Source organism: Algihabitans albus (assembly GCF_003572205.1).
Classification (GTDB): Bacteria; Pseudomonadota; Alphaproteobacteria; order Kiloniellales; family DSM-21159; genus Algihabitans; species Algihabitans albus.
The window spans coordinates 271,361-295,137 of record NZ_QXNY01000003.1 but is presented as its reverse complement, the minus strand read 5'-3'; the positions used below and the strand labels follow the sequence as shown (position 1 = coordinate 295,137).

20 protein-coding genes are annotated in these 23,777 nt (G+C 63.7%); 14 read left to right on the top strand and 6 right to left on the bottom strand.

The window, feature by feature from the left end; translation table 11 throughout:
• Position 1 precedes the first annotated feature (1 nt).
• Positions 2-1,006, top strand: coding sequence for a hypothetical protein (locus tag DBZ32_RS08080; protein WP_119166632.1), 1,005 nt, complete (start codon positions 2-4; stop codon positions 1,004-1,006).
• Complete coding sequence (locus tag DBZ32_RS08075) at positions 1,003-1,422, top strand: Zn-ribbon domain-containing OB-fold protein (protein ID WP_119166631.1); 420 nt, start codon at positions 1,003-1,005, stop codon at positions 1,420-1,422. Before DBZ32_RS08080 ends, DBZ32_RS08075 begins: the two co-directional genes overlap by 4 nt.
• 21 nt (positions 1,423-1,443) lie before the next feature.
• On the opposite strand, the gene DBZ32_RS08070 is transcribed toward DBZ32_RS08075, so the two are convergent.
• On the bottom strand, positions 1,444-2,427 hold the full coding sequence (locus DBZ32_RS08070; protein ID WP_119166630.1) for an NAD(P)H-quinone oxidoreductase: 984 nt from the start codon (positions 2,425-2,427) through the stop codon (positions 1,444-1,446).
• A gap of 12 nt (positions 2,428-2,439) precedes the next feature.
• The gene (locus tag DBZ32_RS08065; protein WP_119166629.1) at positions 2,440-3,189 is read right to left on the bottom strand and encodes an SDR family NAD(P)-dependent oxidoreductase; all 750 of its coding nucleotides are present in this window, start codon (positions 3,187-3,189) and stop codon (positions 2,440-2,442) included.
• 53 nt (positions 3,190-3,242) lie between these two features.
• Here DBZ32_RS08065 and DBZ32_RS08060 point away from each other — a divergent pair, with 53 nt between their 5' ends.
• A complete protein-coding gene (locus DBZ32_RS08060) occupies positions 3,243-4,667 on the top strand; it encodes a hypothetical protein (RefSeq protein WP_162906632.1) in 1,425 nt (474 codons plus the stop codon).
• Here the strand turns inward: DBZ32_RS08060 and DBZ32_RS08055 are convergent.
• The 4 genes from DBZ32_RS08055 to DBZ32_RS08040 are packed head-to-tail and all read right to left on the bottom strand — an operon-like array spanning position 4,664 to position 9,361.
• The gene (locus DBZ32_RS08055; RefSeq protein ID WP_119166627.1) at positions 4,664-6,490 is read right to left on the bottom strand and encodes an acyl-CoA dehydrogenase family protein; all 1,827 of its coding nucleotides are present in this window, start codon (positions 6,488-6,490) and stop codon (positions 4,664-4,666) included. The two genes, DBZ32_RS08060 and DBZ32_RS08055, sit on opposite strands and share 4 nt — an antisense overlap.
• A complete protein-coding gene (locus DBZ32_RS08050) occupies positions 6,487-7,722 on the bottom strand; it encodes a CaiB/BaiF CoA transferase family protein (RefSeq protein WP_119166626.1) in 1,236 nt (411 codons plus the stop codon). Before DBZ32_RS08050 ends, DBZ32_RS08055 begins: the two co-directional genes overlap by 4 nt.
• Entirely contained in the window at positions 7,719-8,501 is a 783-nt protein-coding gene (locus DBZ32_RS08045; RefSeq protein WP_119166625.1) for a CoA-transferase, read from the bottom strand. Before DBZ32_RS08045 ends, DBZ32_RS08050 begins: the two co-directional genes overlap by 4 nt.
• Positions 8,498-9,361: a CoA transferase subunit A gene (locus DBZ32_RS08040; RefSeq protein WP_119166624.1), complete on the bottom strand. Its 864-nt coding sequence runs from the start codon at positions 9,359-9,361 to the stop codon at positions 8,498-8,500. The genes DBZ32_RS08045 and DBZ32_RS08040 overlap by 4 nt, the downstream gene beginning before the upstream one ends.
• A 351-nt stretch (positions 9,362-9,712) precedes the next feature.
• On the opposite strand from DBZ32_RS08040, the gene DBZ32_RS08035 reads away from it, so the two are divergent.
• The 11 genes from DBZ32_RS08035 (at position 9,713) to DBZ32_RS07985 (ending at position 23,725) form a co-directional block, all read left to right on the top strand.
• Positions 9,713-10,852 carry a TAXI family TRAP transporter solute-binding subunit gene (locus DBZ32_RS08035; RefSeq protein ID WP_208539151.1) on the top strand — a complete coding sequence of 380 codons (1,140 nt, stop codon included), beginning with the start codon at positions 9,713-9,715 and terminating at the stop codon, positions 10,850-10,852.
• 110 nt (positions 10,853-10,962) lie between these two features.
• Complete coding sequence (locus tag DBZ32_RS08030) at positions 10,963-12,894, top strand: TRAP transporter permease (protein ID WP_119166623.1); 1,932 nt, start codon at positions 10,963-10,965, stop codon at positions 12,892-12,894.
• A gap of 24 nt (positions 12,895-12,918) precedes the next feature.
• Positions 12,919-14,088: a phenylacetate--CoA ligase family protein gene (locus DBZ32_RS08025; protein ID WP_119166622.1), complete on the top strand. Its 1,170-nt coding sequence runs from the start codon at positions 12,919-12,921 to the stop codon at positions 14,086-14,088.
• Positions 14,089-14,124: 36 nt separating this feature from the next.
• A complete protein-coding gene (locus DBZ32_RS08020) occupies positions 14,125-15,258 on the top strand; it encodes a lipoate--protein ligase family protein (RefSeq protein ID WP_119166621.1) in 1,134 nt (377 codons plus the stop codon).
• 207 nt (positions 15,259-15,465) lie between these two features.
• Positions 15,466-15,993, top strand: coding sequence for a TRAP transporter small permease (locus DBZ32_RS08015; protein ID WP_162906631.1), 528 nt, complete (start codon positions 15,466-15,468; stop codon positions 15,991-15,993).
• Positions 15,994-15,996: 3 nt separating this feature from the next.
• Positions 15,997-17,322: a TRAP transporter large permease gene (locus DBZ32_RS08010; RefSeq protein WP_119166619.1), complete on the top strand. Its 1,326-nt coding sequence runs from the start codon at positions 15,997-15,999 to the stop codon at positions 17,320-17,322.
• 113 nt (positions 17,323-17,435) lie between these two features.
• Complete coding sequence (locus DBZ32_RS08005; protein ID WP_162906630.1) at positions 17,436-18,407, top strand: TRAP transporter substrate-binding protein; 972 nt, start codon at positions 17,436-17,438, stop codon at positions 18,405-18,407.
• A gap of 102 nt (positions 18,408-18,509) precedes the next feature.
• Complete coding sequence (locus DBZ32_RS08000; RefSeq protein ID WP_119166617.1) at positions 18,510-19,571, top strand: alcohol dehydrogenase; 1,062 nt, start codon at positions 18,510-18,512, stop codon at positions 19,569-19,571.
• A 318-nt stretch (positions 19,572-19,889) separates the two neighbouring features.
• The gene (locus DBZ32_RS07995) at positions 19,890-20,555 is read left to right on the top strand and encodes a GntR family transcriptional regulator (protein ID WP_162906629.1); all 666 of its coding nucleotides are present in this window, start codon (positions 19,890-19,892) and stop codon (positions 20,553-20,555) included.
• 381 nt (positions 20,556-20,936) lie between these two features.
• Positions 20,937-22,748: a TRAP transporter permease gene (locus DBZ32_RS07990; protein ID WP_119167002.1), complete on the top strand. Its 1,812-nt coding sequence runs from the start codon at positions 20,937-20,939 to the stop codon at positions 22,746-22,748.
• A 38-nt stretch (positions 22,749-22,786) separates the two neighbouring features.
• On the top strand, positions 22,787-23,725 hold the full coding sequence (locus tag DBZ32_RS07985) for a TAXI family TRAP transporter solute-binding subunit (RefSeq protein WP_119166615.1): 939 nt from the start codon (positions 22,787-22,789) through the stop codon (positions 23,723-23,725).
• Positions 23,726-23,777 lie beyond the last annotated feature (52 nt).

Below are 23,777 nucleotides of genomic sequence, written 5' to 3'. Positions count from 1 at the left end.
CATGGCGCAGACGAGCATCGGACTCATGGCTTACGCCCCCGCGCTCCCCAGGCTGCGGCTGTCAGCGACGGCCTATAGGGAGGCTTGGGGTGGTTGCCAGGCGCGCGGCTTGAAGCGCAAGGCCTTCTGCGCCTACGACGAAGACGCGGTGACACTGGCGATCGCCGCCGCTCGTGCTGTTCTCGATCGGGTTCCGGACTCTGACCGCTTCGACGCGATCTTTCTCGGCGCCACTAGCCTGCCCTACGAGGAGAAACCGAGCGGCGCCACGATCTTGAGCGCCTTGACCGAACGGCGCGATCTTCGGGTCGTGGAGATTGGGGGGTCGACGCAAGCCGGTCTGCAGGCCTTGATCGCGGCCTGGGAGTTTTGCGCCGCCGCACCGGGGCGCCGGGCCTTGGCGATTGCCGCGGATGCACCGGCGGCACCGGTTGACGCGCCCTACGAACACGCCTTGGGTGCCGGTGCTGCGGCTTTTCTCGTCGGTGCGGATGGCGCAGTCGCAACCTTCGAGCGGTCCGGCGCTGTTAGCCGGGAGACTTTCGGCCGTCGCATGCGCCGGCAGGGCGCTGCGACCCTGCAAGATCTGGAACTCCGCACGGATGACGTCGGACCTGTGTTGCGAGATCTGCGGGCGTCGTTTGGCGCTCCGACGGCTGTCGACTTTCTTGCGCTCGGTGGGGACGCCGCAGCCGCCCGGCGCGCGCCACAGGCGCTGGGGGTCGGCGATGCTGCCCTCTGCGCACCCTGGTCGGAGCTCGGCGACGGCGGCGCGGCCTTGGCTGGCTTGGCCCTGTGCGACGCGCTCGATCGTGCCAAGGCGGGAGAGGCCATTCTGGCCGTTGCCCTCGGCGGCGGAGCGACAGTCCTCAGCCTGAAGGCGGCCGAGGGCGCGGCCGCCGGACTTACGCTGACGGAGTCCGCAGCCGGCGGACGGGAGGTCGGCTATCTCGACTACCTGCGGCACAAGCGTATGCTGTCCAGTCGCTTTGGAGGCACGGCATGAGCTCCTACATCTCGCTGCCCATGTTCGGCGCTAATATCGGAGAACGCTTGCGGCTCGAGGCGGCGCGCTGCCGATCCTGTGCAACGCCGATCTATCCGCAACGACCGCAGTGTCCTGGCTGTGGCGCTAGCGAATTCGACATCGAAGCGCTTTCGGGTGAGGGTGAGCTCTATACCTACACGGTGATCGCGCGTGGCGGCGCACCGGCCGAATTCGACGATCAGCAGACCATGACTGGATCGATTGTGGTGGGGGTCGTGGAGTTGCGCGAAGGGCCGCGGATCATGGCGCAGATCGCCGACAGCGAGCCGGAGTCACTGACGATCGGGATGCCCGTGCGCGCGGAGGTCAGACGGCTCTACGACCAGGAAGGCGTCGTTCGCTACGGCACCAAGTTCGTACCGGTGCCGGACTGACGGCGATCCCGCTTCTCCTTCTCAAGTCGGTGGAATCAGAACGATCTTTCCGATCAGATCGCCGCTTTCCATCAGGCTGTGGGCCGCTGCGGCCTGATCGAGAGGAAAGCGTGCATGCACCAGCGGCTTGACCCGGCCGGTCGACAGCAGCGGCCAGACCTCACGGCGCAGTTGCCGGGCAATCTCAGCCTTTTCCTCATCGCTGCGAGGCCTGAGTGTCGAGCCTGTCCAAGTGAGGCATTTGCTCATCAGCAGCCTGGCGTCGATAGTGACTTTGCTTTCCTTGATGAAGGAGACTTGCGCCAAGCGCCCGTGAGACGCCAGCAGTCTCAGGTTCTTGGCCACGTAGTCGCCGCCGACGATGTCGAGAATGACATCGATGCCACGCTCGCCCGTCAACTCTTTCAGCAGAGGCTCGAAGTCCTGAGAGCTTCGGTCGATCGTCGCGACTGCGCCGAGATCTCGACAGACCTGGCACTTCTTTTCGCCGCTCGCCGTCGCATAGGGCACCGCGCCGAGCGCGGCTGCGAGTTGCAATGCCGTCGTCCCGATGCCCGACGTGCCGCCGTGGATCAAGACCGTTTCCCCAGCCTTGAGACCAGCGCGCATGAAGAGATTGTACCAGACGGTGAAGAAGGTCTCCGGCACCGCCGCCGCCGTTTCCAGGTCGAGCCCCTCCGGTCTTGGCAGGCAGTGCGCGGCGGGTGCCTTGCAGATCTCGGCGTAGCCGCCACCTGGAGTCAAGGCGCAAACCTGGTCGCCGACGGCCGGCCAAGTGACGCCGTTTCCGACCGAGGTGACCGTCCCGGAAACTTCGAGACCCGGGATCGGGGAGGCACCAGGCGGTGGCGGATAGCTGCCTTGGCGCTGACGTATATCGGGCCGGTTGACGCCCGAGGCGGCGACCGCGATCAGCACTTCGCCCGTTCCGGCCTGGGGTGGCGAGCCGTGGCGAAGGACGAGACCCTCGGGTCCTCCTGGGGTCTCGATATCGATGTAGCGCATGCCGATCTCCCGTTAGAAAAGCGAGCCGAGGGACGCACCGCCGCAGACGAAGAGCGTCTGGCCCGTAACGAAACCCGCCTCCGGCGCGGCGAAGAAGACCGCCGCGCGGGCGACGTCCTCGGGGCTGCCGAGCCGACCGAGTGGAATGGAGTCCACGATCTTGCGCGTCTGCGGTGCCTCGGCCGGGTTGTTGGCGCGAAACAGTTCGGTCTCGATCGGACCCGGAGCGACCGCGTTACAGGTGATGCCATCGGGCGCAAGTTCCTGCGCCCAGGTGCGGATCAGACCGATCATGCCGGCCTTGGTTGCTGCGTAGGCCGTGCGATTGGGTTTGCCCAGCGCGGCGCGGCTGGCGAGGCCGACAATCCGCCCATAGCCGTGCCGCCGCATCGCGGGCAGTGCCGCGCGCGCGACCAGGATTGCCGAGTTCAGATTGACATCGGCCAGGTGTCGCATGTCCTGCCATCGCGTTTCCGCCAAGCTGGCATTGATGCACTGACCGACGTTCGCGACCACGACACCGAAGCTCCGGTCTGTCGTCAGCTTTCGCAGAGCCGCTTCGACGGCTTCCGGCTCGGCGAAATCTACCCTGTGCGTCGTGACGCTCGGGAGTGCGTTCGGCCAGGCATCTCGGTCGAGGTTCAAAACGCGATAGCCTTCGGCCGCGAGGCCCTCGACGATGGCGCGTCCGATTCCCGCGGAACCTCCGGTCACCAGAGCCGTCTTGCGATGCTCCGTCTCCTGGGGGGGAAGGTCGCTCATGATTCCGGTCTCTTCTTTGCTGGTTGGATTTCTAAAGGTGAGGGGATGCCTGCGTGCCGAACGTAGAGACCGGCCCAGACGAGGGCCCGAAGCAGCCTGTTCGCAGGCTGTTGAACCCGCTGTCCGGCGCGGCGGTTCTGGTGCTCTGGGTCGGCGTTCTGATCCAGGCTCTCACCGGACTGGCGTTCGTTGCGCCGGCGACTTTGGGGGCCCTGGCTCTCTATCTGTTGCTGCAGGCGCCTCAGCTTCCGCGGACAGCTTGGGTGCATCTTACGGTCGGTGCGGCCGTCACGCTCTTTTCCCTCTGGTGGCTCGAACACCCAGGCGAAGCGGTGATGGCGGCTCTGGGGCGCGCTGCCTTTCTCGCCGCGCTCTTCGCCGCGCTCGGTGCACTGCGCGAAGCCGCGCGCGGCTCCGATACCGTACTGACGGCTGGGCGTCTGCTGGCGCGGCAACCGCCCGGTCGTCGCTACGCAGCCATGACCTTGGGTGGAACTCTCTTCGGAACCATCCTGAACTTCGGCGCCGTCGCATTGCTGGGCGGGATGGTGCGGGACGCCAACACGCTGCAGTCTGCCGGTGGTGACCGCCGCATCCAGGCCATCCGCGAGCGGCGTATGCTCCTGGCCGTCCTGCGCGGATTCTCCGTCCTGATGTTCTGGAGCCCCCTGACGGTCGCCTTCGCCATCGTGACCACGACCGTGGCCGGGACCGCCTGGCCCAGTTTGATGCTGTTCGGCGGCTTGGCAGCGATCTCCGTCCTCACACTCGGTTGGGCGATCGATCGCCTGACCATGCCGAGACCGCGCGTCCCGGCTGCCGCCGAACCTTTCCGTTGGCAGGCGCTTGCGCCGCTGTTCGGGTTGCTCGGCCTGGTTTTCGGTTTGTCGCTGCTGGTCGATGAAACGACGGATGGCGCCCTGATCCACGGTGTGATTTTGGTCGTGCCTCTCATCGCTCTGTCGTGGCTCGCCCTCGGCAAGGGGGTGCGGCACAGCACCGGCCGGATGGGCAGCTACCTCGGCGAAACCGTACCGACTCAGCGAGCGGAGATCGCCGTGCTCGGCAACGCCGCCTTTCTGGGAACCCTCATCGCCGCCCTGCTGTCCGAAAGCGGTGCTGAAGCCGCACTCGATCAGGCGCAGCTGCCGCCGCTGCTGATCGCCGTGGTCATGCCCTGGCTCGTGGTCGTCTTTGGTCAGTTGGGCGCCAATCCGCTGATCAGCGTGACCGTCCTGGCAGCCGTGATCGGTGATCCTGCGCGCTTCGGCGTCGAGCCGACCGTCTTCGGCCTCGGCCTGGTAATGGGATGGGGACTGACCGTCGGTTCCTCCCCGGCGGCGGCGGCAACCATGATGATCGGCAGGCTCTCCGGTTGCTCCGCGCGCGCCATCGGGCGGGATTGGAACGGACTTCACAGCTTGCTCGCACTGCTGCTCTGCTCGTTGCTCCTGGCCGTCGGGCATTTCGTCGGCTAGGCGCTTCGCGCTGCCGCACAGAAGTCGGTTGCCTCGACCGCCGTACAAACGGATTGCTCAATCAGCAATCGCCAGGCCGCTTGGTCGCATTCCATAGGTTCCGGCGCCAGCGGATCGCGGGAGCTCAGTCTGTGGTCGACCACCAATTTCGCCAATACGATACGCTTGGCATCCCCCTGGCGTTTCGCCAGAGCCGCACCCTCGAGCGCCAGGATTGCGGCTGTCGTTGCATTGTAGAGCGCACTCGCCACATGGCGCGCCGAGTGCTCGCCGGCGCTGGCTTGCTCGCCAGTCCTCTCGGCGAGCTGCGCAGCCATCGCGAGCCGCTGGGTCAGAGTGGCTCGGAAGTCGGGAGAGATCGTGTCGCTCGCCGCGAGCCGTTGGGACAACCCGTCCACGACAGGCCTGTGAGCCTCTTGCTTGCGTATGGCGCGCAGAACGTCGAGGGCGACGATATTGCTCGTGCCTTCCCAGATCGACCCGAGATGGGCATCGCGCACCAGACGCGGGCTGATCCATTCTTCGATATAACCCGAGCCGCCGCGCACCTCCATGGAGTCGCCGGTCACCTTGCGCGCGTCGCGGCAGGCCCGGAACTTGATCAGCGGTGTCAGCAGACGCAGCCAAATCGAGGCTTCGCTGTCCCCATCGTCGGACCTAGCCATGACGTCTGCAGTGAACAGTGTCATCGACAGCGCTTGCTCGGTCGGGACGAGGAGCTTCAGGAGCTGGCGCCGCATCAGGGGCATGTCGGTCAGGCGATGTCCGAAGGCTGCGCGATTCTCCGCTACATGCCGTGCTTCGTGGAGCGCCCGCCGCATCAGGCCTGCCGCGCGAACGCCGTTCGACAAGCGTGAGACGTTGATCATCTCCGCCATCTGTTTGAAGCCCTGGTCGAGCCGGCCGACAGGATAAGCTAGAGCCCCCTCCAGCCGGATTTCACCCGATGCCAGGGAACGGGTTCCCAGCTTGTCTTTCAGTCGCACGATCCGATAGGCATTCGGCTGCTCACCGCCGCTTCCGTCGCTTAGCGTTCGCGGCATCAGAAAAAGGCCGAGCCCGCGCGTGCCCGAGGGTGCCCCTTCGGGCCGTGCAAGCACCATGGCCCAGGCGGCGTCGGGATTGGAACAGAACCACTTGTCGCCATGAAGTCTCCATTGGCCAGCTTCGTCGGTCTGCGCCGTCACCGTGCCGGCTCCCACGTCCGAGCCCGCGCCTTGCTCGGTGATGAACATCGCCCCTTGAGCAAGCGCGTCGACATCGGTCGTGGTCAGTTCCGATAGGGCGCGTTCGACCAAGGCCGGATCGCCGAAGCGTCTTAGCGTGCGGGTCAGGGCGTCGGTCATGCTGATCGGGCAGCAAAGGCCGAACTCCGACTGCACGAACAGATAGGTCAGCGCGTACTTGGCTGCCGGCGGGATCGGGTCCGGCCAGCCCAGCACGCCGCCCCGGTGTGACATCGCCGCCAGACCGTATTGCCCGAAGGCGATCTCTTCCAGCTCCCGGTAGGCCGGATGCTTCTCGATCCGGGCCGCGTCGCGGCCCTGACGGTCGCGGGCGTGTAGGACCGGCGGATGTCTGTCCGCTGTATGTGACAGCGCGTCGAGCCGCGTCGTAACCATCGCACCCAAGCGGGCCAGATGCGGCCGCAGATGAGCGTAGAGATCGGCCGGCAGGTAGAGATCGAGAAGCTGCTGAAGCGAGCGGTCCTTCTCCCAGAGATCGAGCCCTTCCGTATCGGGTTGCGACGGGGTTTCGGTCAAGCTCCGGTTTGCCGAGTTCTCGTGCCCCGTGACGATTCCCGCTCGTCCAACCTGGCTCATCCTGCGGCTTCCAGTCCGGCCTCTTCCGAAGCCTCGTCCGCGATCAGGACACCGGCCTCCTCGAGGTCCGCGATTTGCCGCTCCGACCAGCCGCGCGCGCGCAGAACGGCCCGGCTGTCCTGACCGAGCCTGCCGGGCTTGCTGTGGACCTTGCCCGGCGTGCGGGACATCTTCATCGGGATACCGGTACCGCGGTAGCCGTCCAACTCGACCACCATTTTGCGATGCCGCGTGTGAGGGTGGTCGAGGACCTCGGTGATCTCGCGCACGGCACCTGCCGGCACGCCGGTCTTGAGCAGTGCTTCCGTCAGGCTCTCTGCCTCGTGATCGGCGAGCAGTGCCGCGAGTTCGGCGCGCAGCGCATCGCGTTGCTCGACGCGCGCCGCGTTGTCGAGAAAGCGCAGGTCCTCGGCGAGTTCCGGCTTTCCCAGGAACCTGCAGAGCATCGCGAATTGGCGGTTGTTGCCGATGGCGAGAAAGACCGGCTTGGTTTTGGTCGGAAACAGGTCGTAGGGCGAGATGTTAGGGTGGGCATTGCCGATCCGTTGCGCTGGTCTGCCGGTCATCAGCGCATTGGCAGCCTGAGGATGCAGCAAAGCGACGGCGCTGTCGTAGAGCGGTACGTCCAGCTTCTGGCCTTTGCCGCTGCGCTCGCGCTCCAGCAAGGCTGCAAGGATTCCGATGGCCGCCGTCATCCCGGTGCCGAGATCCACGATCGGCGTCCCCATGCGCAGCGGGCCTGTGTCCGGTGTGCCGTTGACGCTCATCGTTCCGGAAAGTGCCTGAATTACAGCGTCATAACCTGGTAGGCCGCCCATCGGACCGTCGTCGCCGAAACCGGTGATATGGCAGTAGACGAGACGTGGAAAGCGCTGCTGCAGGACATCTTCCCAACTGATCCCCCACTTCTCCAGTGTGCCGGTCTTGAAGTTGTGAATCAGCACGTCCGCGGTCTCGAGCAGGCGGAACAGCACCTCTCGCCCCTCGGCCTTGGAGAGGTCCAGCGACAAGAACGCCTTGTTCCGGTTGGCGCCCGAGAAGTAGGCGGACAGGCCGTCGCGGAAGGGCGGGCCCCAACCGCGGGTCTCGTCGCCGGTCGGTGGCTCGATCTTGATGACCTCGGCGCCCTGGTCGGCCAGGATCTGGGTGCAGTAGGGACCCCCCAGCACTCTGGTGAGATCGATCACCGTTGTTCCGGCTAGAGCGCCTGAGGCAGAGACAGGGTCGGTCATCGGTCGGCGGACTCCAGTTTGGCCTTGACCGGCGGCAAGCCGGCGACAGAGGCAGTGAAGAGGTCTGTTGCGAAACGCGGATAGGTCTCCGCGACCTCCGCCGCGACCCGGGTTCGAAGCGTTGCAAGCTGGTGTTGCGATGGAAGCGGCGTGATGGGTATCGACTCCGGTATATCGAAGTCGAAGCCGGTTTTGTCGCACACCTCTTCGACACTGTGTCCTGGATGAACGGAGGCAAGACGGAAGCGGCCGCGCGTGCTGTCGAAACGCATGACGCAGAGCCCGGTGACCAGTGCGTAGGGTCCGCCTCTGCGGTAGACGCCCGGCTCGGAGATGCCCGGCGCGGAGATGTAGTCCACTTTGCGGACGAAGACCTTCCGATCGTGCTGTTCGCGGAACAAGATGACTCGGGGGACGACGAAGTAGAGATATGCGGAGCCGAAGGCACCGGCGAAACGGGCCTTGGGGCGGTCCGGATCACCGATGCAGGTCAAGTTGATGTTGGCGGCCCCGTCGATTTGGGCGCCGCTCAGAAAGAAAGCGTCGATCCTGCCTTGCCCTGCCGCGTCGAAGAGTTCGCGCCCGCCGTCGGTGAAGTAGTTGTGGCGGCGACTGCCCAACAGAGTGACCCGCATTTCGTCTCCCGACAGCGCGCGGGCCAGCAGGGTGGCGCTGCCCGGGATCGGCGACAGGGCACCGACCGCTACGTTGCGACAGCCGGACAGCAGATCAGCGATAGCTTGGATCACGACTTCGCGGACGTGGATGCCCTGGCTCATGCCGCCGTCTCGCCAGCGAGGGCTCGGCGCAGGGCCGCGAAGGCGCCGGCCCAATCTCCTTGACCGCCGGCCTGGGTCCAGTTGGCCACGGTCTCCGGTTCCGGCTCGTAGAGATCCTGCAAACCCAGCGGACGGGCGCCGCCCGGCGCCACGGCCAAAGACGAAACGTAGAGAGACGGCAGCACACCGGCTGCGCTTGCCTCCTCGGCCAGCAGATCGTCATCGACGATCTCTTCAACCGTTACCAGGGTTCTCCGCGCCGCATGGGCCAGGCTGGCCAGTTCTCGGCGTCGACCGATCCAGACGTTGCCCGAGCGATCGGCGCGTGGCGCATGAAAGAGGGCAACGTCGGGCCGGATCGCCGGTACGGTGACGATGCGCAGATCCGCGTCCGTCTCGGGGAAGGGATTGTCGATCACCTGCCAGTCGAGGCGACGGTGCAAGATGTCGGAGCCGATGATGCCGCGCAGCGGCATGAAGGGAACACCCTTCTCGGCCGCCTGAAAGCCGGCGTGTAGCGCTGGACAGGTCGCATCCAGCATGCGCAGCCGCCCGGCTTTGACGGCTTGCGTGAAGGCCGGCGCCAGGCCGGCTTCGCCGAGCGTGATGGCGGCGGTCTCCACTGTGCCGACGCAGCCGCTTGCGATCAGCATGTCCGCCTGCAGGCCGCTGCTTGGCAGGCAGATCAGGTGCAGGCTTCGTGGAGCCCGCTCGATGATCCGCAAGGTCGCCGCCACGGCCACCCCTCCGTAGTCCGGAGGTAACGCCAGCCGGCAGCCGTCTTCGATCTCCGAAATCAGGTGATCAAGACCGACGACTTGCGCCGCGCCGCCCGGTAGGCGGTGTTGAGTCTCGTACATGACGGTTCCTCCCACCGTCGGCGCCCCGGACGATCTGTCGGAACGCAGGATGACCGATGGCCCTTGGCCGGGCTTCGACAGTCTCTCTGCTGCTGGCGATAGACCCGCGGCAGGCACTGAACTCTTGCATCCAAATGCCGGGAGAGTCACGCTAGCAAATGTAAAACGCTGTTCCAAAGATCGAAATTGGACCGCGTGAGGCATTGAAAAACAACAAAAAGTAATCCTCGCGAGTCTGCTATACGGCCTCCTCTGGTCGGGATCTGAATTGGATAAATGCGCAGAAGATAGGCGGACGTGAACAAGCTGCTCAGACAGGCAGCGAAATCAACGAGAGGGAGGATGTGACCAATGATGAGTGGGTATAGCCGGAGGTGGGCCTTTGGTGCGTTCGGCGCCGCCCTGCTGGCGGGCGGTCCGGCCGCGGCGGAGGACATCATGCTGCCCGACACTATGATGTGGAGCGCCTACGACGTCGGCTCCAGCGGCTACACGGAAGCATCGGCCGTGGCCGACGCCATGATCAAGGAGTACGGCACCCGAATCCGTATCATGCCGTCGGGCACGTCGATCGGCCGACTGCTCCCCCTGAAGACCGGCCGCGTGCAGTACGGCTGGTTGGCGAATGAGGTCTATTTCGCCACGGAGGCGATCTACGATTTCGCGGCGCGCGAATGGGGGCCTCAGGACCTTCGTGTCCTGCTTGGCCGGCCGGCCGGTTTCGGCCTCGGCTGCGCCGCCGATGCCGAGATCGAATCGATTGCCGACATCAAAGGCCTGCGAGTCTCGCGCATTCAGGCCAATCCCTCGGTGAACATCAAGGTCGAGGCGATCTTGGCCTTTGCCGGCCTGAGTTGGGATGATGTCGAGGTTGTCGACGTTCCCTCCTACGGCGCAGCCCTGCGAGGTGTTGTCGAAGGCGCCAACGATTGTGCCGGCGGCGTGCCGACCGCCGGGATCTTCCGCGAACTGGAAGCCTCCAGTCGCGGAATCTCTTGGCCGCCGCTTCCGGCCGACAACGACGAAGGCTGGACCCGGTTGCGCGGTGTGGCACCTTTCTTCTCGCCGGCCGTCGAGACCGTGGGCGCAGGCCTGTCGGATTCCAATCCCGGTTACCTGATCGCCTACAGGTACCCGATGATCACGACCTACGCCGAGACATCCGAGGAGCAGGCCTACAGTCTGGTCATGGCGATGGTCGAAACCTTCGATATGTACAAGGACGTCAACGCGGTCATGCCGCGTTGGAACTTTGAGACTGCGGGCCAGCCGCCGGCCGACGCGCCGTTCCATCCCGGGGCCGTACGTGCCTTGAAGGAACTGGGCGTCTGGAGCGATGAGCACGAGGCTTGGAACCAGAACCGTCTGCAACGCATGACCGCCGTGCAGGCAGCTTGGGATGCGGCCCAAGAGCTCGCGCTGGACCAGCAGATTGCCGGTAAGGACTGGCCGGCGTTCTGGTCGGACTATCGCAACCAGAACCTACAGTAGCGGAACGCGGCTCCCTTGCAGGCGGGCCGTTCGACCGGAACGGCCCGCCTGTCTTCTTCATCGCGTCCAGCACCCAAGGGATGCCGACCAGCCAGCGGAATCGAGCTTTCATGAGCGAACGCGACACGCCTGTTCCGGCTGACTGGGGGTGGCAACGGTCAGGCCGCGTCTCCGGACCGGCGTGGTTTGCCTGTCTCGTCTTGTCGGCGGTCGGACTCACCTCGGCCGTGAATCAGATCTTCAACCTCCAGATCCTCGGCTTTGCGCCGATCAGCACGGGCTACTACTACCTGCTGATTGCATTCTTCCTGCCGATCGTCTTTCTGGCCTTTCCCGCGCGAGCCAGCGACGCGGTGCGGGTGGGCTGGTACGACTGGCTGTTGGCCGCCGCCGTAATGGCGGCTGGCCTCTACCTCTCCGCCAATGCCCGCAACATTCTCAGCATGGGCTGGGACCTTCTGGCACCGCCGATGCCCACGGCGATCTCGGGTTTGCTGGTGCTGCTCGCGCTGGAGGGTGTGCGCCGCTGCGGCGGCGCTGCGCTACTCGCTATCTGCGCCGTCTTTGCGGTCTATCCGCTGTTCGCCGGATCGATGCCCGGCTTCCTCTGGGGTAGCCAGTATACTCTGCCGGAGACGGCGCGGGCCCATGCCATGGGTGTCGAGAGCATCATCGGCATTCCCATGCGGGTCGTCTCCGACCTGCTGATCGGATTTCTCGTCTTTGGCGTCGCCCTGACCGTCTCCGGCGGCGGCGATTTCTTTATGAAGCTGGCAACCGCCCTGCTGGGCGGGTCGCGCGGCGGACCGGCCAAGGTGGCGATCCTCTCTAGCGGTTTCTTCGGGAGTCTGTCTGGCAGTGTGATCTCCAACGTTCTCTCGACCGGTTCCATGACCATTCCGACCATGAAGCGTTGCGGGTATCCGCCGGCCTATGCCGGGGCGGTCGAGGCCTGCGCCTCGACCGGCGGTGCGCTCATGCCGCCGGTCATGGGGGCCGTCGCCTTCATCATGGCGAGTTTTCTCAACGTTCCCTACGTCGAGGTTATGACGGCTGCAGCCGTGCCGGCGTTGCTCTTCTATGCCGTTCTTTTACTGCAGGCGGACGGTTACGCGGCGCGCGTCGGTTTGCGGGGTTTGCCGCGCGGCGAGTTGCCATCCCTGTTGGGGACCTTGCGCGACGGCTGGGTCTATCTCTTCAGCCTGGCTTTGCTGGTCTATCTGCTGCTGGTCGAGAATATCGAGAGCATGGCCCCCTTCTACGCCGCCGCAGTCTTGATCGTGACGGCGGTGTTCCTGCGGCGCGGGGCCGGACGGCTGCAGGTCCTCCTCGATTTCCTGGTCCAGACCGGCATCAACATTGCGCATCTGATCGGAATTCTGGCGGGTATCGGCCTGATCGTGGGGGCGCTCTCGATCACCGGCGTGGGCAACGCCTTCTCCCGCGAACTCGTGCAGTACGCGGGCGACAGCGTCGTTCTTCTGCTGGTACTCGGCGCGGCAACCAGCTTCATCCTCGGCATGGGGATGACAGTCAGCGCCTGCTACATATTTCTGGCGATCGTGCTGGCGCCGGCCTTGGTACAGTCGGGGCTGGACACGATGGCCAGTCACCTTTTCATCCTCTATTGGGGCATGCTCTCCTACATCACGCCGCCGGTCGCGCTGGCGGCGGTGGCAGCCGCCGGAATCGCCAAGGCGCCCGCCATGGTCACCGGGATGATGGCGATGCGGCTCGGGCTGGTGCTCTTCCTCCTGCCCTTCATGTTCGTCTACAACCCGGCGCTGATCCTGAAGGGTTCCCTGATCGACGTGGCTCTAGCCGTCACAACGGCGCTCGCGGCCGTGTGGATGCTCTCCTCCGCGTTCGAACGCTACCTCTACTTTGTCGGACCGCTGCGACTCTGGCACGCCCTCGTCATGCTGATCGGCGGTTTTGCCTTGATGGTGCCGGAGCATCGCAGCGATCTCATCGGCCTTGTGGCCTTGACGCTGGTCTACGGCGAACGCCTGCTGCTGGCTCGCAAACCCCATGCCCTCTGACCGTTTAGGAAAGATTCGACGGACATGACTTTTCCGCTCGACGCGATCAACGCGACCCTCGACCGTCTGAGCCGGCACCCGTTCTATGCCGGCCGTCTGCCTCGTCAGGTTACCTGCGCCGATGAGTTTGCGGCGCGAGTCCCTCCGATGCGCCGTAACGATCTGGTCGGCGAGATGCGCAAGCCGGGCTTCGGTGCCTTCGCCTGTCCACAGGCGGTGCGCATGAACTTCTCTCCGATGGGGGGCGGCCTGGTGCCGATCCTACATACGAAGGCCGACTTGGCGCGCATCAATGCGGCTGCGGGCAGCCAACTCTCGGCCTGCGGCATAGGGCCCGACGACGTCTGCGCCGTGACCTTTGGCTATCATCTCTTCGTCGCCGGACTGTTCTACCAGTCGCAAATGGAGGCGCATGGCGTGACCTGTGTTCCGGCCGGGCCCGGCGAGGCGGATCGGACGGCGGCGCTCTGCCGCGATGCGGGCGTGACGGTACTGGCGGGCAATCCCAGCTTCGCCCTGCGCCTGCTCGAGGCCGGTATGCCGGCCCCACGGGTTTTCTTTGCCGGCGGCGAACCCTTCACCGGCAATCGAACGCTGTACGACGCGGTACGGCAGGCCATGCCGGAGACGCAACTGATCGACTCCTTCTCGCTGTCGGAAGTCTTGCCGGTCGCACGCACTTTCCCGGGTGGCGAAGGGGTGCACGTCTTCGACGAACTGCTCTATGCGGAAGTGATGGATCCCGAAACCGAGGCTCCCGTCGCGGAGGGCGAGCGGGGCGAGCTCGTCCTCACGCACCTTGGAAAAGAGGCGCAGCCGCTTGTGCGCTATCGTACCGGTGACCTGACCCTACTGCAGCACACGGCGCCGCTGCACGGCCGTAGGGTGAATCTGCCGCGCGTGGTGTTCGGCCGTACCGACGACATGGTGAAGGTCAAGGGGGTCAAGCTCTATCCGTCCGAACTGCGCACCGTGTTACTGGGCCTGCCCGGTACCAGCGGTTCGCATCGATTGCTGATCGACAGCCTGAATGGCGGCGACCGCTTGACCCTGATCGTCGAAGGTCTGCTCGACGAGGTGGCGCGCGAGACGGTTCGCCGGTCTTTCAAGAGCCAGACCCTGCTGTCTCTCGACTCACTGGAGACCGTCGAGAGTCTGCCCGAGGGGCCGGTCATGCTCGATGAGCGGACTTGAGAACTATCTGCGGAGATATCCGAGGAGGAAGAATCCATGAGTAAGAGTACATCGGCTGAAGGCAGACCTTGGCGTCTTGTCGTCGATCGCAACGCCTATACGGACTTCTCGATCTCGGTGTCGCCAGCCGTTGAGCGTGCGGTGGCAAGCGGTGAGGCGCCGCCGACCGTCTTTCTGGATATTTTCGACCGCGACAGCATCACCATCGGTGTCAACGAAGATCCGACTCAGGTTCTCGATCTTGAATTCTGCCGCAGCGCGGGCGTCGAGGTGAGGCGGCGCGTCAACGGTGGCGGTGCGATCTATGCCGGCGCCGGTTCGATCTTCATCTGTTTCTACCTGCCGACCGATCTGCCTGGCGTACCGCAGACTTCACGCGAAGCTTTCCCGCAAGTGTTGGGTGCAGTCGCCGAAACGCTGCGTCGCCGCTACGACGTACCGGCCGCCTATCGACCGCTGAACGACGTCGAGGTCGAGGGCCGCAAGCTGATGCCGACGTCTCTCAAGATCGAGGACGGCGTCATGACCATGCGTATCCTGATCAACACCGCGCCGATCAACATCGATGTCGCCGCGAAGGCCATCCCCTTGCCGCCCGAGAAGGTCAAGGACAAGGTTCATAAGGATATGGCCAGCCGCTATACTGACCTGCAACGCGAAAGTGGGCGCAGTTTTTCCGAGGCCGAACTCGAGCAGTTGACGCGGGAAGTCGCCGAAGATGCCTTTGGCGTCAGCGATTTGGACCGACAGGAGCTGTCGGAGATCGAACGCACTTACGCGGCCGAGCTGCGGGAAAGGCTGTCCAGCGACGACTGGCTCTACGGCAAGACCGAGGCCGTTCGATTTGGTGAGCTTGCCGGTGCCCGCATCGGGCGAGGCCGGGTCAAGGCACCGGGCGGTTTGATCTGGACGGCGCTGAAAGTCCGCGACCAGGCCGTCGAAGCTGCGATCGTCAATGGCGACTGGCACCCCCGCCCGACGGAAAGCATCGAATGGCTCGAGCGTGATTTGGTCGGCTGTGCCGCGGAAGTCGGGGCATTGGAGGTCAAGGTTCGCGCCTTCCTGGCCCGTCAGGATGTCGAGTTCGCCGGGATCGAGTCGGAGCATTTGGTGACGGCCCTGCGGCAGTCTCTGGATCGGCTGGAGACCCCGGTCCCTGCCGGAGCCTGACGCCTGCTCCGGTGAGTCTGCAAGACTTGCATTCGCCAGGCGAAACAGTGTTTCATATTTTTAGCGTTGTAGAGCGCCAAGAAAGCAGCCGGGCGGCGAAGGACTGCGCGGTGGAGCGATGGGAGGGCGCCGATGAAGGCGACCCGGTCAGACGGGCTCGATCGAGCGGCCGGCGGCGCCCCGTTGCGCTGTCGTCTGCAGATTTGGATGCGCCGCTCTGCAGAGATCGCCGCCCTCTGCGGCATGGTGGCGATTCTCGGCATCATGCTCTACTCGGTCTCTGACGTCGCTCTACGGTATCTGTTCAACGCACCGCTGCCAGGCGCCGTCGACGTGGTCGCCTACGGCCTCGGTTTTGCCGTTGCGGCGGTCATGCCCTACGGTTTCGTCAACAGAGATCACGTTTCGGTCGATCTGCTTCCCGGCCTTGCCCGGGGGCGTGGGCGCTTGGCGGTAGAGGCCTTCGTCTGCCTCGTGTCGACAGCTTGTATGGCTGTGCTGACTCAGCGCATCTGGGTTTATGCCCTGGAGCGCCGGACCGTCGGCGACCGCATGTGGATTCTTCAGATCGAGGTCTGGCCGATCTGGTACGCCATGGCGTCCTTTTTCTCTCTGGCCGTTCTTTCCTTGGCTGTCATGACTCTTCTTGCCGCGGCCGATGCGGCCCTCGGACCGGGGCCGGCGGTCTCGCAGAGCGCCGGAGAAGACGTCTCCAAGCCGCAAGCGGGAGGCTGAGCCATGACCGATCAGGCCTGGATCGGGCTCTACGGCTTCGCGGTTCTGCTCGCTCTGGTCGGTGTCAGCATTCCGATCGGCCTTGCAATGGGCATCGTCGGCTTCGGCGGCCTGTGGCTGCTCATAGGTCCCTCGGGCGCGCTTAACGCGCTCGGTATCATCGGGCCGGGCGATCTGGTCAACGCGAATCTCTCCGTCGTACCTCTCTTCGTGCTGATGGGCCTCTTCGCGGGCCAGGCTGGCCTTTCCGGCGAGCTGTTTCGCGCCGCAAATGCCTTCGTCGGACACATTCGTGGCGGCTTGACCATGGCCAATATCGCCGCTTCGGCCGGCTTTGGCGCCATCTGCGGTTCATCCTTGGCGACTGCCGCGACCATGTCCAAGGTCGCTCTGCCGGAGATGCGACGCCATGGGTACAAGGATGCACTGGCGACCGGCAGTATCGCGGCGGGTGGCACGCTCGGAATTCTGATCCCGCCGTCGATCATGCTGGTGCTCTACTCGATCATCACGGAGACGCCGCTCGGCGATCTTTTCATGGCTGCGCTCGTGCCGGGCGCAATGGCGGTGCTGTTCTACATGGTGGCAATTGCCGTGGTCACGGGCCTCGATCCGGACGCGGGGCCCCGTGCCGAACGCGCCAACTGGACCGCGAGGCTGCATGGTCTGCGCGACGCGGGTGGAGTGGCCCTGCTCTTCGTTGCCGTGATCGGCGGCATCTACGGCGGTGTCTTCACACCCACCGAGGCGGCAGCGGTCGGCGCGAGCGGAACACTGGTTTACTTCCTTCTCCGCCGCGGCTTCGACTGGGCCAATCTGAAGGGTGCTCTACTCGAGACGGCCGGCACTACCGCCATGATCTTCTTGATCGTCATCGGAGCCGGTCTTTTCTCGATGTTCATGTCGTTTTCCGGCTTGCCGCGCGTCTTCGCCGCTTCGATCCTTGATCTCGGATTCTCGCCCTTGATGATCGCCTTTGCGATCATGCTGCTTTATCTGGTTCTCGGCTGTTTCATGGACTCCATCGGCATGATGATCCTGACCGTGCCGGTTCTGTTGCCGCTGATCCAAGGCTTGGCGCCGGATCTCGGGATGACCACCGCGGAAGCCGCCGTCTGGTTCGGTATCTTTGCAATCATCGTGATCGAGATCGGACTGCTGACGCCGCCCTTCGGTCTCAACGTCTTCATCATCAAAGGCGCCGTCCGTGATGTCAGTCTCGGCACGATCTACCGGGGTGTCGTGCCTTTCTGGATTGCCGACATCCTACGCCTGACCTTACTGATCCTGTTTCCGGCTTTGTGCCTCTACATCCCTTTCATGCTTTAGCGGATGGCGCGAAGGACGCCAGAAGAACGTGCTTGCCAATAGAAACTCGATGGGAGGAAACGCAAATGAGACTCGGCTTGTTCGCACTGATCGCGGTTGCAGCGATAAATGTCATGTTTATCGGTACAGCGTCCGCCCAGGAGCATAGTTTTCGTTTCGCCAGCCTGACTCCGGAAGGCGGCTACATTCACGAGAAGCATCTACGTCCCTTCGTGGAAGCCGTCGAGGACGACAGCGGTGGCCGGATCGAAATCGACCTGCAGCCGGTCGGTGTGTTCGGGGCACCCAACAAGCTCTACGAACTGGTCGAAGCTGGCATCGTCGACATGGCCTGGACGGTTCAGGGGTACACCAGCGGCCGCTTCCCGCAGTCCGGAGTGGTCGAGTTGCCCTTTTTGTTCGACAAGGCGGAGACCGGTTCGACCCTGCTCTGGACGATGTACGAAGAGGGGCATTTCGACCGCGACTACGCAACGGTCAAGCCGCTTGCGCTCTATACGCATCGGCCTTACGGACTCTTCACGACTGGCCCCGAGGTTCGGCAGGCTGAAGACCTGGAGGGTCTCAAGGTCCGTACGCCCTCTGCGATCGTCGGCCAAGCTCTCACGATTCTCGGTGGTACGCCGGTCGGTATGCAGGTGACCGAGATGGCGGAGGCCTTGCGCCTGGGGACCATCGACAGCTCCGTTTTTCCCTGGGAAGCGATCGACCTCTTCGGCCTACAAGATGAACTGACGGCCCTGACCGATGCACGGATCGCCGCGCCTCGCTTCATGGTGATCATGAACAAGGCGCGCTACGAGGCTCTGCCGGACGACCTCAAGGCGGTCATCGACGACCACGCCGGTCTTGCCTTCTCAAGCGGAATCGGCGCCGGTCTCGACCGACAGGAACTGAAGGACAAGCAGCGCTTCGCGGAGATGGACGGTTACACCGTTATCGACCTCGATCCCTCGGTCCGGGAGATCATGGAGGCGCGGACGGCCAGTGTCGTCGACGACTGGATCGCCGATGTGGAGGGAGAAGGCGTCGATGGCGAGGCACTGCTTGCGCGAGCACGCGACCTGATCGCCGAACTCGAGTAGCGGCCCGATCTGCGTCTTGGCGATGAGAGAAACGGCCGCAGGTAAATCGCCGCTCTATCCGCCTCGCTTTCGCAACCGATATGACGGTCTAGGAGAGACGCCATGAAAGCTTGGAGCGTTACGGAGTTTGGGGCGCCTCTCGAGCGACTTGAACGAGAAACACCGCAACCGGCGGCGACACAAGTCCTCGTTCGGGTCAGTCATTGTGGCGTATGCCATACGGACCTGCATCTCTGGCAGGGGTACTACGATATCGGCGGAGGCAAGAAGCTGGAGCTGGCATCGCGTGGCGTGACTTTGCCGGCGACCCTCGGCCACGAGATCTTCGGGGAGGTCGTTGCCGTCGGACCGGAAGGCGATCAAGGTGCGATCGGTCGGCAGGGAGTGGTCTTTCCCTGGACCGGCTGCGGGGCCTGCCCAGCCTGTGCGGCCGAGGACGAACACCTCTGCGTTGCGCCTCGCTATCTAGGGGTGTTCACGCCTGGAGGCTACGGCGATCACGTCCTGCTGCCCGATTCTCGCTATCTGGTCCCGGCCCCCGGTGTGGAGCCTGCGCTCGCGGCTACCTACGCCTGTTCCGGATTGACCGCCTTTGCCGCTTTGCGCAAGGCGGAGCCTTTCGGAACGGATACACCGCTGGTGCTGATCGGTGCAGGTGGGGTCGGTTTGACCGCCATCGCTCTGCTGGTCGCACAAGGTCTGAAGAGCTTCACGGTTGTCGATATTGACGATGCGGCGCTGGCTGCGGCGAGGGCGCTCGGCGCACCTGCGACGGTCAATTCGATGGCGAGCGATGATCCGATTGACTCCGTCAAACGGGCGGCCGGCGGCGCGCCGGCTACCATCGTGGACTTTGTCGGGAACGAAGCCACCTCGGGGTTGGCTCTCGACCTGCTGCGCAAGGGTGGCGCCTACGTCTTGGTCGGGCTGTTCGGGGGCGCTTTGCACTTGCCACTGCCCAGTTTGCCCATTCGTGTGTTGCGTATCGAAGGTTCCTACATCGGCAATCGCGCCCTCTTCGGCGAGTTGATGCAGCTGGTGGCCTCCGGACGTGTTCCGCCGATCCCGATTGAAGAACGGCCCTGGTCTAACTGCACCGAGGCACTGAGAAGCCTGGAACGGCGAGAAATCCGCGGTCGTGTCGTTTTGAGGTTGGATGGATAGAGCGGTCTTCAGATAGCCCGCTCCGCGCTTCGGTCGCCAGCCCCCGATCGTTTCATCCGCAAAGCTCTTCGGGCCCGTGAACCTCTGCCTCGACCTGGGCAGCGTTGACCCCGACCGGCAGATCTTCAATGCTGGCAAGGCTGTGGTCTTTGCCGAATCGGCAATCCGGAGCCAGAGATGGCGGCTGCGGCAGCAGGGCCGGTGCCGGGCGTTCGGCCCGATGGAACGGTCGGGTCCGGAGGCGAAGGAATAGTACTTTAGCCCGCCCGATCGGGTTTTTTATCCTTGCGTCTGGTGCAACGAGGAAGAGATAGCAAAGTGTCCGAGGCCGTTTCGCGTGTGGTCAAGGCCCTCTACGAGGACATTGTGCTGGGAGTCTTTCCGCTTGGCTCTCGCCTCGTGGAGGAGCCGCTGGTGCAGCGCTATGACGTCAAGCGGCATGTTCTGCGCGAAGCTTTCGCCCAGCTCGAAGAGATGATGTTCGTCGTTCGCGTGCCGAATCGCGGCGTTCTCGTGCATGAGCCGAGCCCGCGTGAAATTCGGGAGCTCTACGACTTTCGCGTCCTGATCGAATCTCACGCGGCCGCCTGCATTCCCTTGCCTGCGCCCAAAGCCGTCACGCGGGCCATGCGTGAGGTCCAGGCCGCTTACTCCGCGGCTTTGAAAGTGAAGGACTTTCGGACGGTCCTTCATTTGAACAACGAGTTTCACCGTACGCTCTACTCCGCTTGCGAGAATAGGACGCTGACGTCCGCGATCGAGGAATACGCCGCGCGCACGCATCTCATTGCGGCGATGAAGTACTTCGATGATGCGATCATGGCGCGGACCGAGGCACAGCACTACGAACTTATCGCGGCTATGGAGGGGCGCGACCGGCAAGTCCTGGTCTCTCTGGTGGTCGGTCATTTCAATCTAAACCAGGTCGATCGCTACGATGCCCTTTACCGGCACCGCCATCGTCTGGCGTCGAACGCAGGGTGACCCTTCCCGCGGCTTCGCTTGCTGGATGTCGTGGCTGTTCAAAACTGAGTAAGCGCGGTTCAACAGAACCTACACGCGTTCCGGCCAACGCCTCTTTACCCGCCAGATGTGAAAAGAACGCTGCGCCGCTAAGATCGTAGATGAAATTGTTGACAATTTCGTCGACAGAAATGACCTTAGGCGGCAAGAACAGAAGAAACAGTGAGTAGGTCGAGGAAACGCTTGCACTCTCCTGGCAGGGCTGTCGGCGATAGTGGTCCAATCCCGCATCTGTAACGGGGTTGGCGGGAGAGTTGAAATGACCCGGGATATCGGCCGGCCCGTAAGGCCCGCCCTGTGATCAAGCAGCGGTTCTGGCTCCGCTCTCTTACGCTCGCGCTCATGGCGGGCATGATCCTGTTCCATTTCGACGTCGTTCTCTTCGGCGCGCCCCAACCTTTCACCTTCCGCGGCACGCACCTGGCCTTGGCCTTGGTGCTGGTGTTCCTTCTCTTTCCACAGGCCCGGCGCACCACGCCGCTCGCCGTCGGGCTCGATATCGCCTTCATAGCGGGCTCTTTGGCAACGGTCGGCTATCTCATCGTGAATCAGGAAGCGCTCTACATGCGCTTCCAGTTCGTCACGCCGCCGGCAAGCGAGCAGTTCTGGCTCGGATGGGGGCTGATCTTTCTCGTGCTGGAAGGCTGCCGACGCACCTTGGGTCCGGCGTTGCCGATCACCGCCTTGGCGTTCGTCGGCTACGCGCTCGTCACGGGGCAGCTCACCGCTGGCTATATCGTCGATGTCAACTACCTGACCACCGAAGGTATCTTTGGCATTCCGCTCAATGTCTCGGCGACCTTCCTGTTTCTCTTCGTACTCTTCGGGGCATTGGCCGAGCGCTTGGGGACAGGGCGCTTCTTTATCGAGTTCTCCACCGCAATCGCGGGCCGCACCACCGGTGGGCCGGCAAAGGTGGCGAGCCTGTCCTCCGCGTTCTTCGGATCGATCTCGGGCAGCGCGGTGGCGAACATCATGACCACCGGCAGCTACACCATCCCGCTGATGAAGCGGCTCGGCTACAATCGCGCCTTCGCGGGCAGCGTCGAAGCCGTGGCATCGACGGGCGGGCAGATCATGCCTCCGGTGATGGGCGCCGCCGCCTTCGTGATGGCCGAGATCATGGGGGTCAGCTACCTGAACATCATGTTGATCGCGCTTATCCCGGCGACGCTTTTCTTCGTGTCGGTTTTTGTCGCGATCCATTTCGAAGCAAAGCGCCAGGGGCTTTCCGGTCTGCCGGAAGACCAGATTCCCGAAATCTGGAAGGTCCTGCGCGAGCGTGGGCACCAGATCATTCCCCTGATCGTGATCATGGGCACGCTCTTTGCCGGTTTCTCGCCGGCATTCGCGGCGCTCTATGGAATTCTCTCGATCCTTCCCACGACTTTACTGCGCAAGCAGACGCGCGCCGAGTTCAGCTTCGCTCTGCTGTTGGAGGGGCTGGAGAATGGCGTCCGCAATGCGGTGCAGGTCGCCATGGCCTGTGCCTGTGCAGGTATCGTGGTTGGCGTGATTGTTCATTCCGGACTCGGCCTGGAATTCTCCAGCTTCATTCGCGGCATCTCTCAGGACTCTATGCTTGTGGCGCTGATTCTGACCGCCCTCGCCGGGATCGTTATCGGCATGGGCTTGCCGACGACACCTGCCTACATCCTTCAGACCGCGTTGCTCATTCCGGCTCTTGTTCGTCTTGGAACGCCGCTGGAGGCCGCCCACCTCTTCGCACTCTACTACGCGATCATGTCCACGATAACGCCGCCCGTAGCGATCGGTCTCTTCGCGGCCAACTCGATCTCCGGCGCCAAACTCTGGGAATCCAGTATTGCGGCGGCGAAGCTGGGACTGACCGGCTACATCGTCCCCTTCATGTTCGTCTACTCGCCGGCGCTCATCATGCAGGGCAGCTTTGGCGAAATCCTCTTCGCTTCGCTCTCCGCCATTCTCGGCGTGACATTTCTGTCGGCCGGGCTGCACGCCTATCTGACGCGCCATCTGAAGATGCCGGAACGCCTCCTGCTCGTCGCCGCCGCGTTCCTTCTCATTTACCAAGGCCTCCTCACCGACGCAGTCGGCTTGGCCTTGGCGTGCCTAGCGTTCCTTCTGCAACGCCGAAACCTTGCCGTAGAGAAGGTTTCGGCCAGCATCGACTAGCGACAAAAACCTGCATCTGAAACTATGGGAGGATAACAATGCTCAAGAGACTGAAACTGACTGTAAGTCTGGTTGCCGTGCTGGCTGCGGGACCTGCGATGGCGGATGAGAATCTGATTTTCGTAACCGGATCGCCTGGCGGTTCCTGGTATCCGACCGGGGGCGCGATCAAGGCTGCGGTCGAGGAGCTGTTCGACGATATTTCAATCCAGGTGAGGCCGGGTGGTGGCCTTGCGAATATCCAGGCCGTGTCCCAGGGTCTGGCTCAACTTGGAATGTCGAACAACATCTCGGCCGTCGATGCGACGCTCGGCCGCGAACCCTTCACGGAGCCGACCACCGATATCTGCAATGTCGCTTACCTCTATCCGCAGGTAATTCAGGCAGCCGTCGTCAATCCAGAGATCACGTCGTTCGAGGAACTTGCCGGACATCGTCTTGCGGTGACGCCGCGCGGCAACACCGCCGAGCAACTGGCACGTCTCACGCTTTCGACCGTCGGGCTGAGCTATGACGATCTCGAGCAGGTGAACTTTGCGTCGATGTCGGACCAGGTCAACATGATGAAGGACGGCCAAGTGGACGGCTTCTTTCAAGCGACCGGCATCCCGGCTGGCGTGATCATGGACGTGGGTGCATCCCGTGACCTCAAGCTCCTGCCGATTACCGACGCCATGTTCGAGCAGATGCTCGAAGTGAATGCGGGTTTCTCGCAGATCACGATCCCTGCCGATGCTTACTCCAACATGGACGGCCCCGTGCAGTCGGTCAGTTTCGGGACCCATGTGATCGCCGACTGCGACGTCGACGAGGAGACCATCTACAGCGTCACGCGTGCGATTCACGAGCGTCTGGAAGATCTCGGAATCGCCGTCGCGGCTCTCCGTTCGACCACCCCGGACATGCTGGCGCAGGACGTCGGTATTCCTCAGCATCCCGGATCTGCTCGTTTCTTCAAGGAAGTTGCGGCGAACTGAGTCGGCCCTGGGCGGGGGATTGTGAATCCTCCGCCCGACGGCCGGACCGACT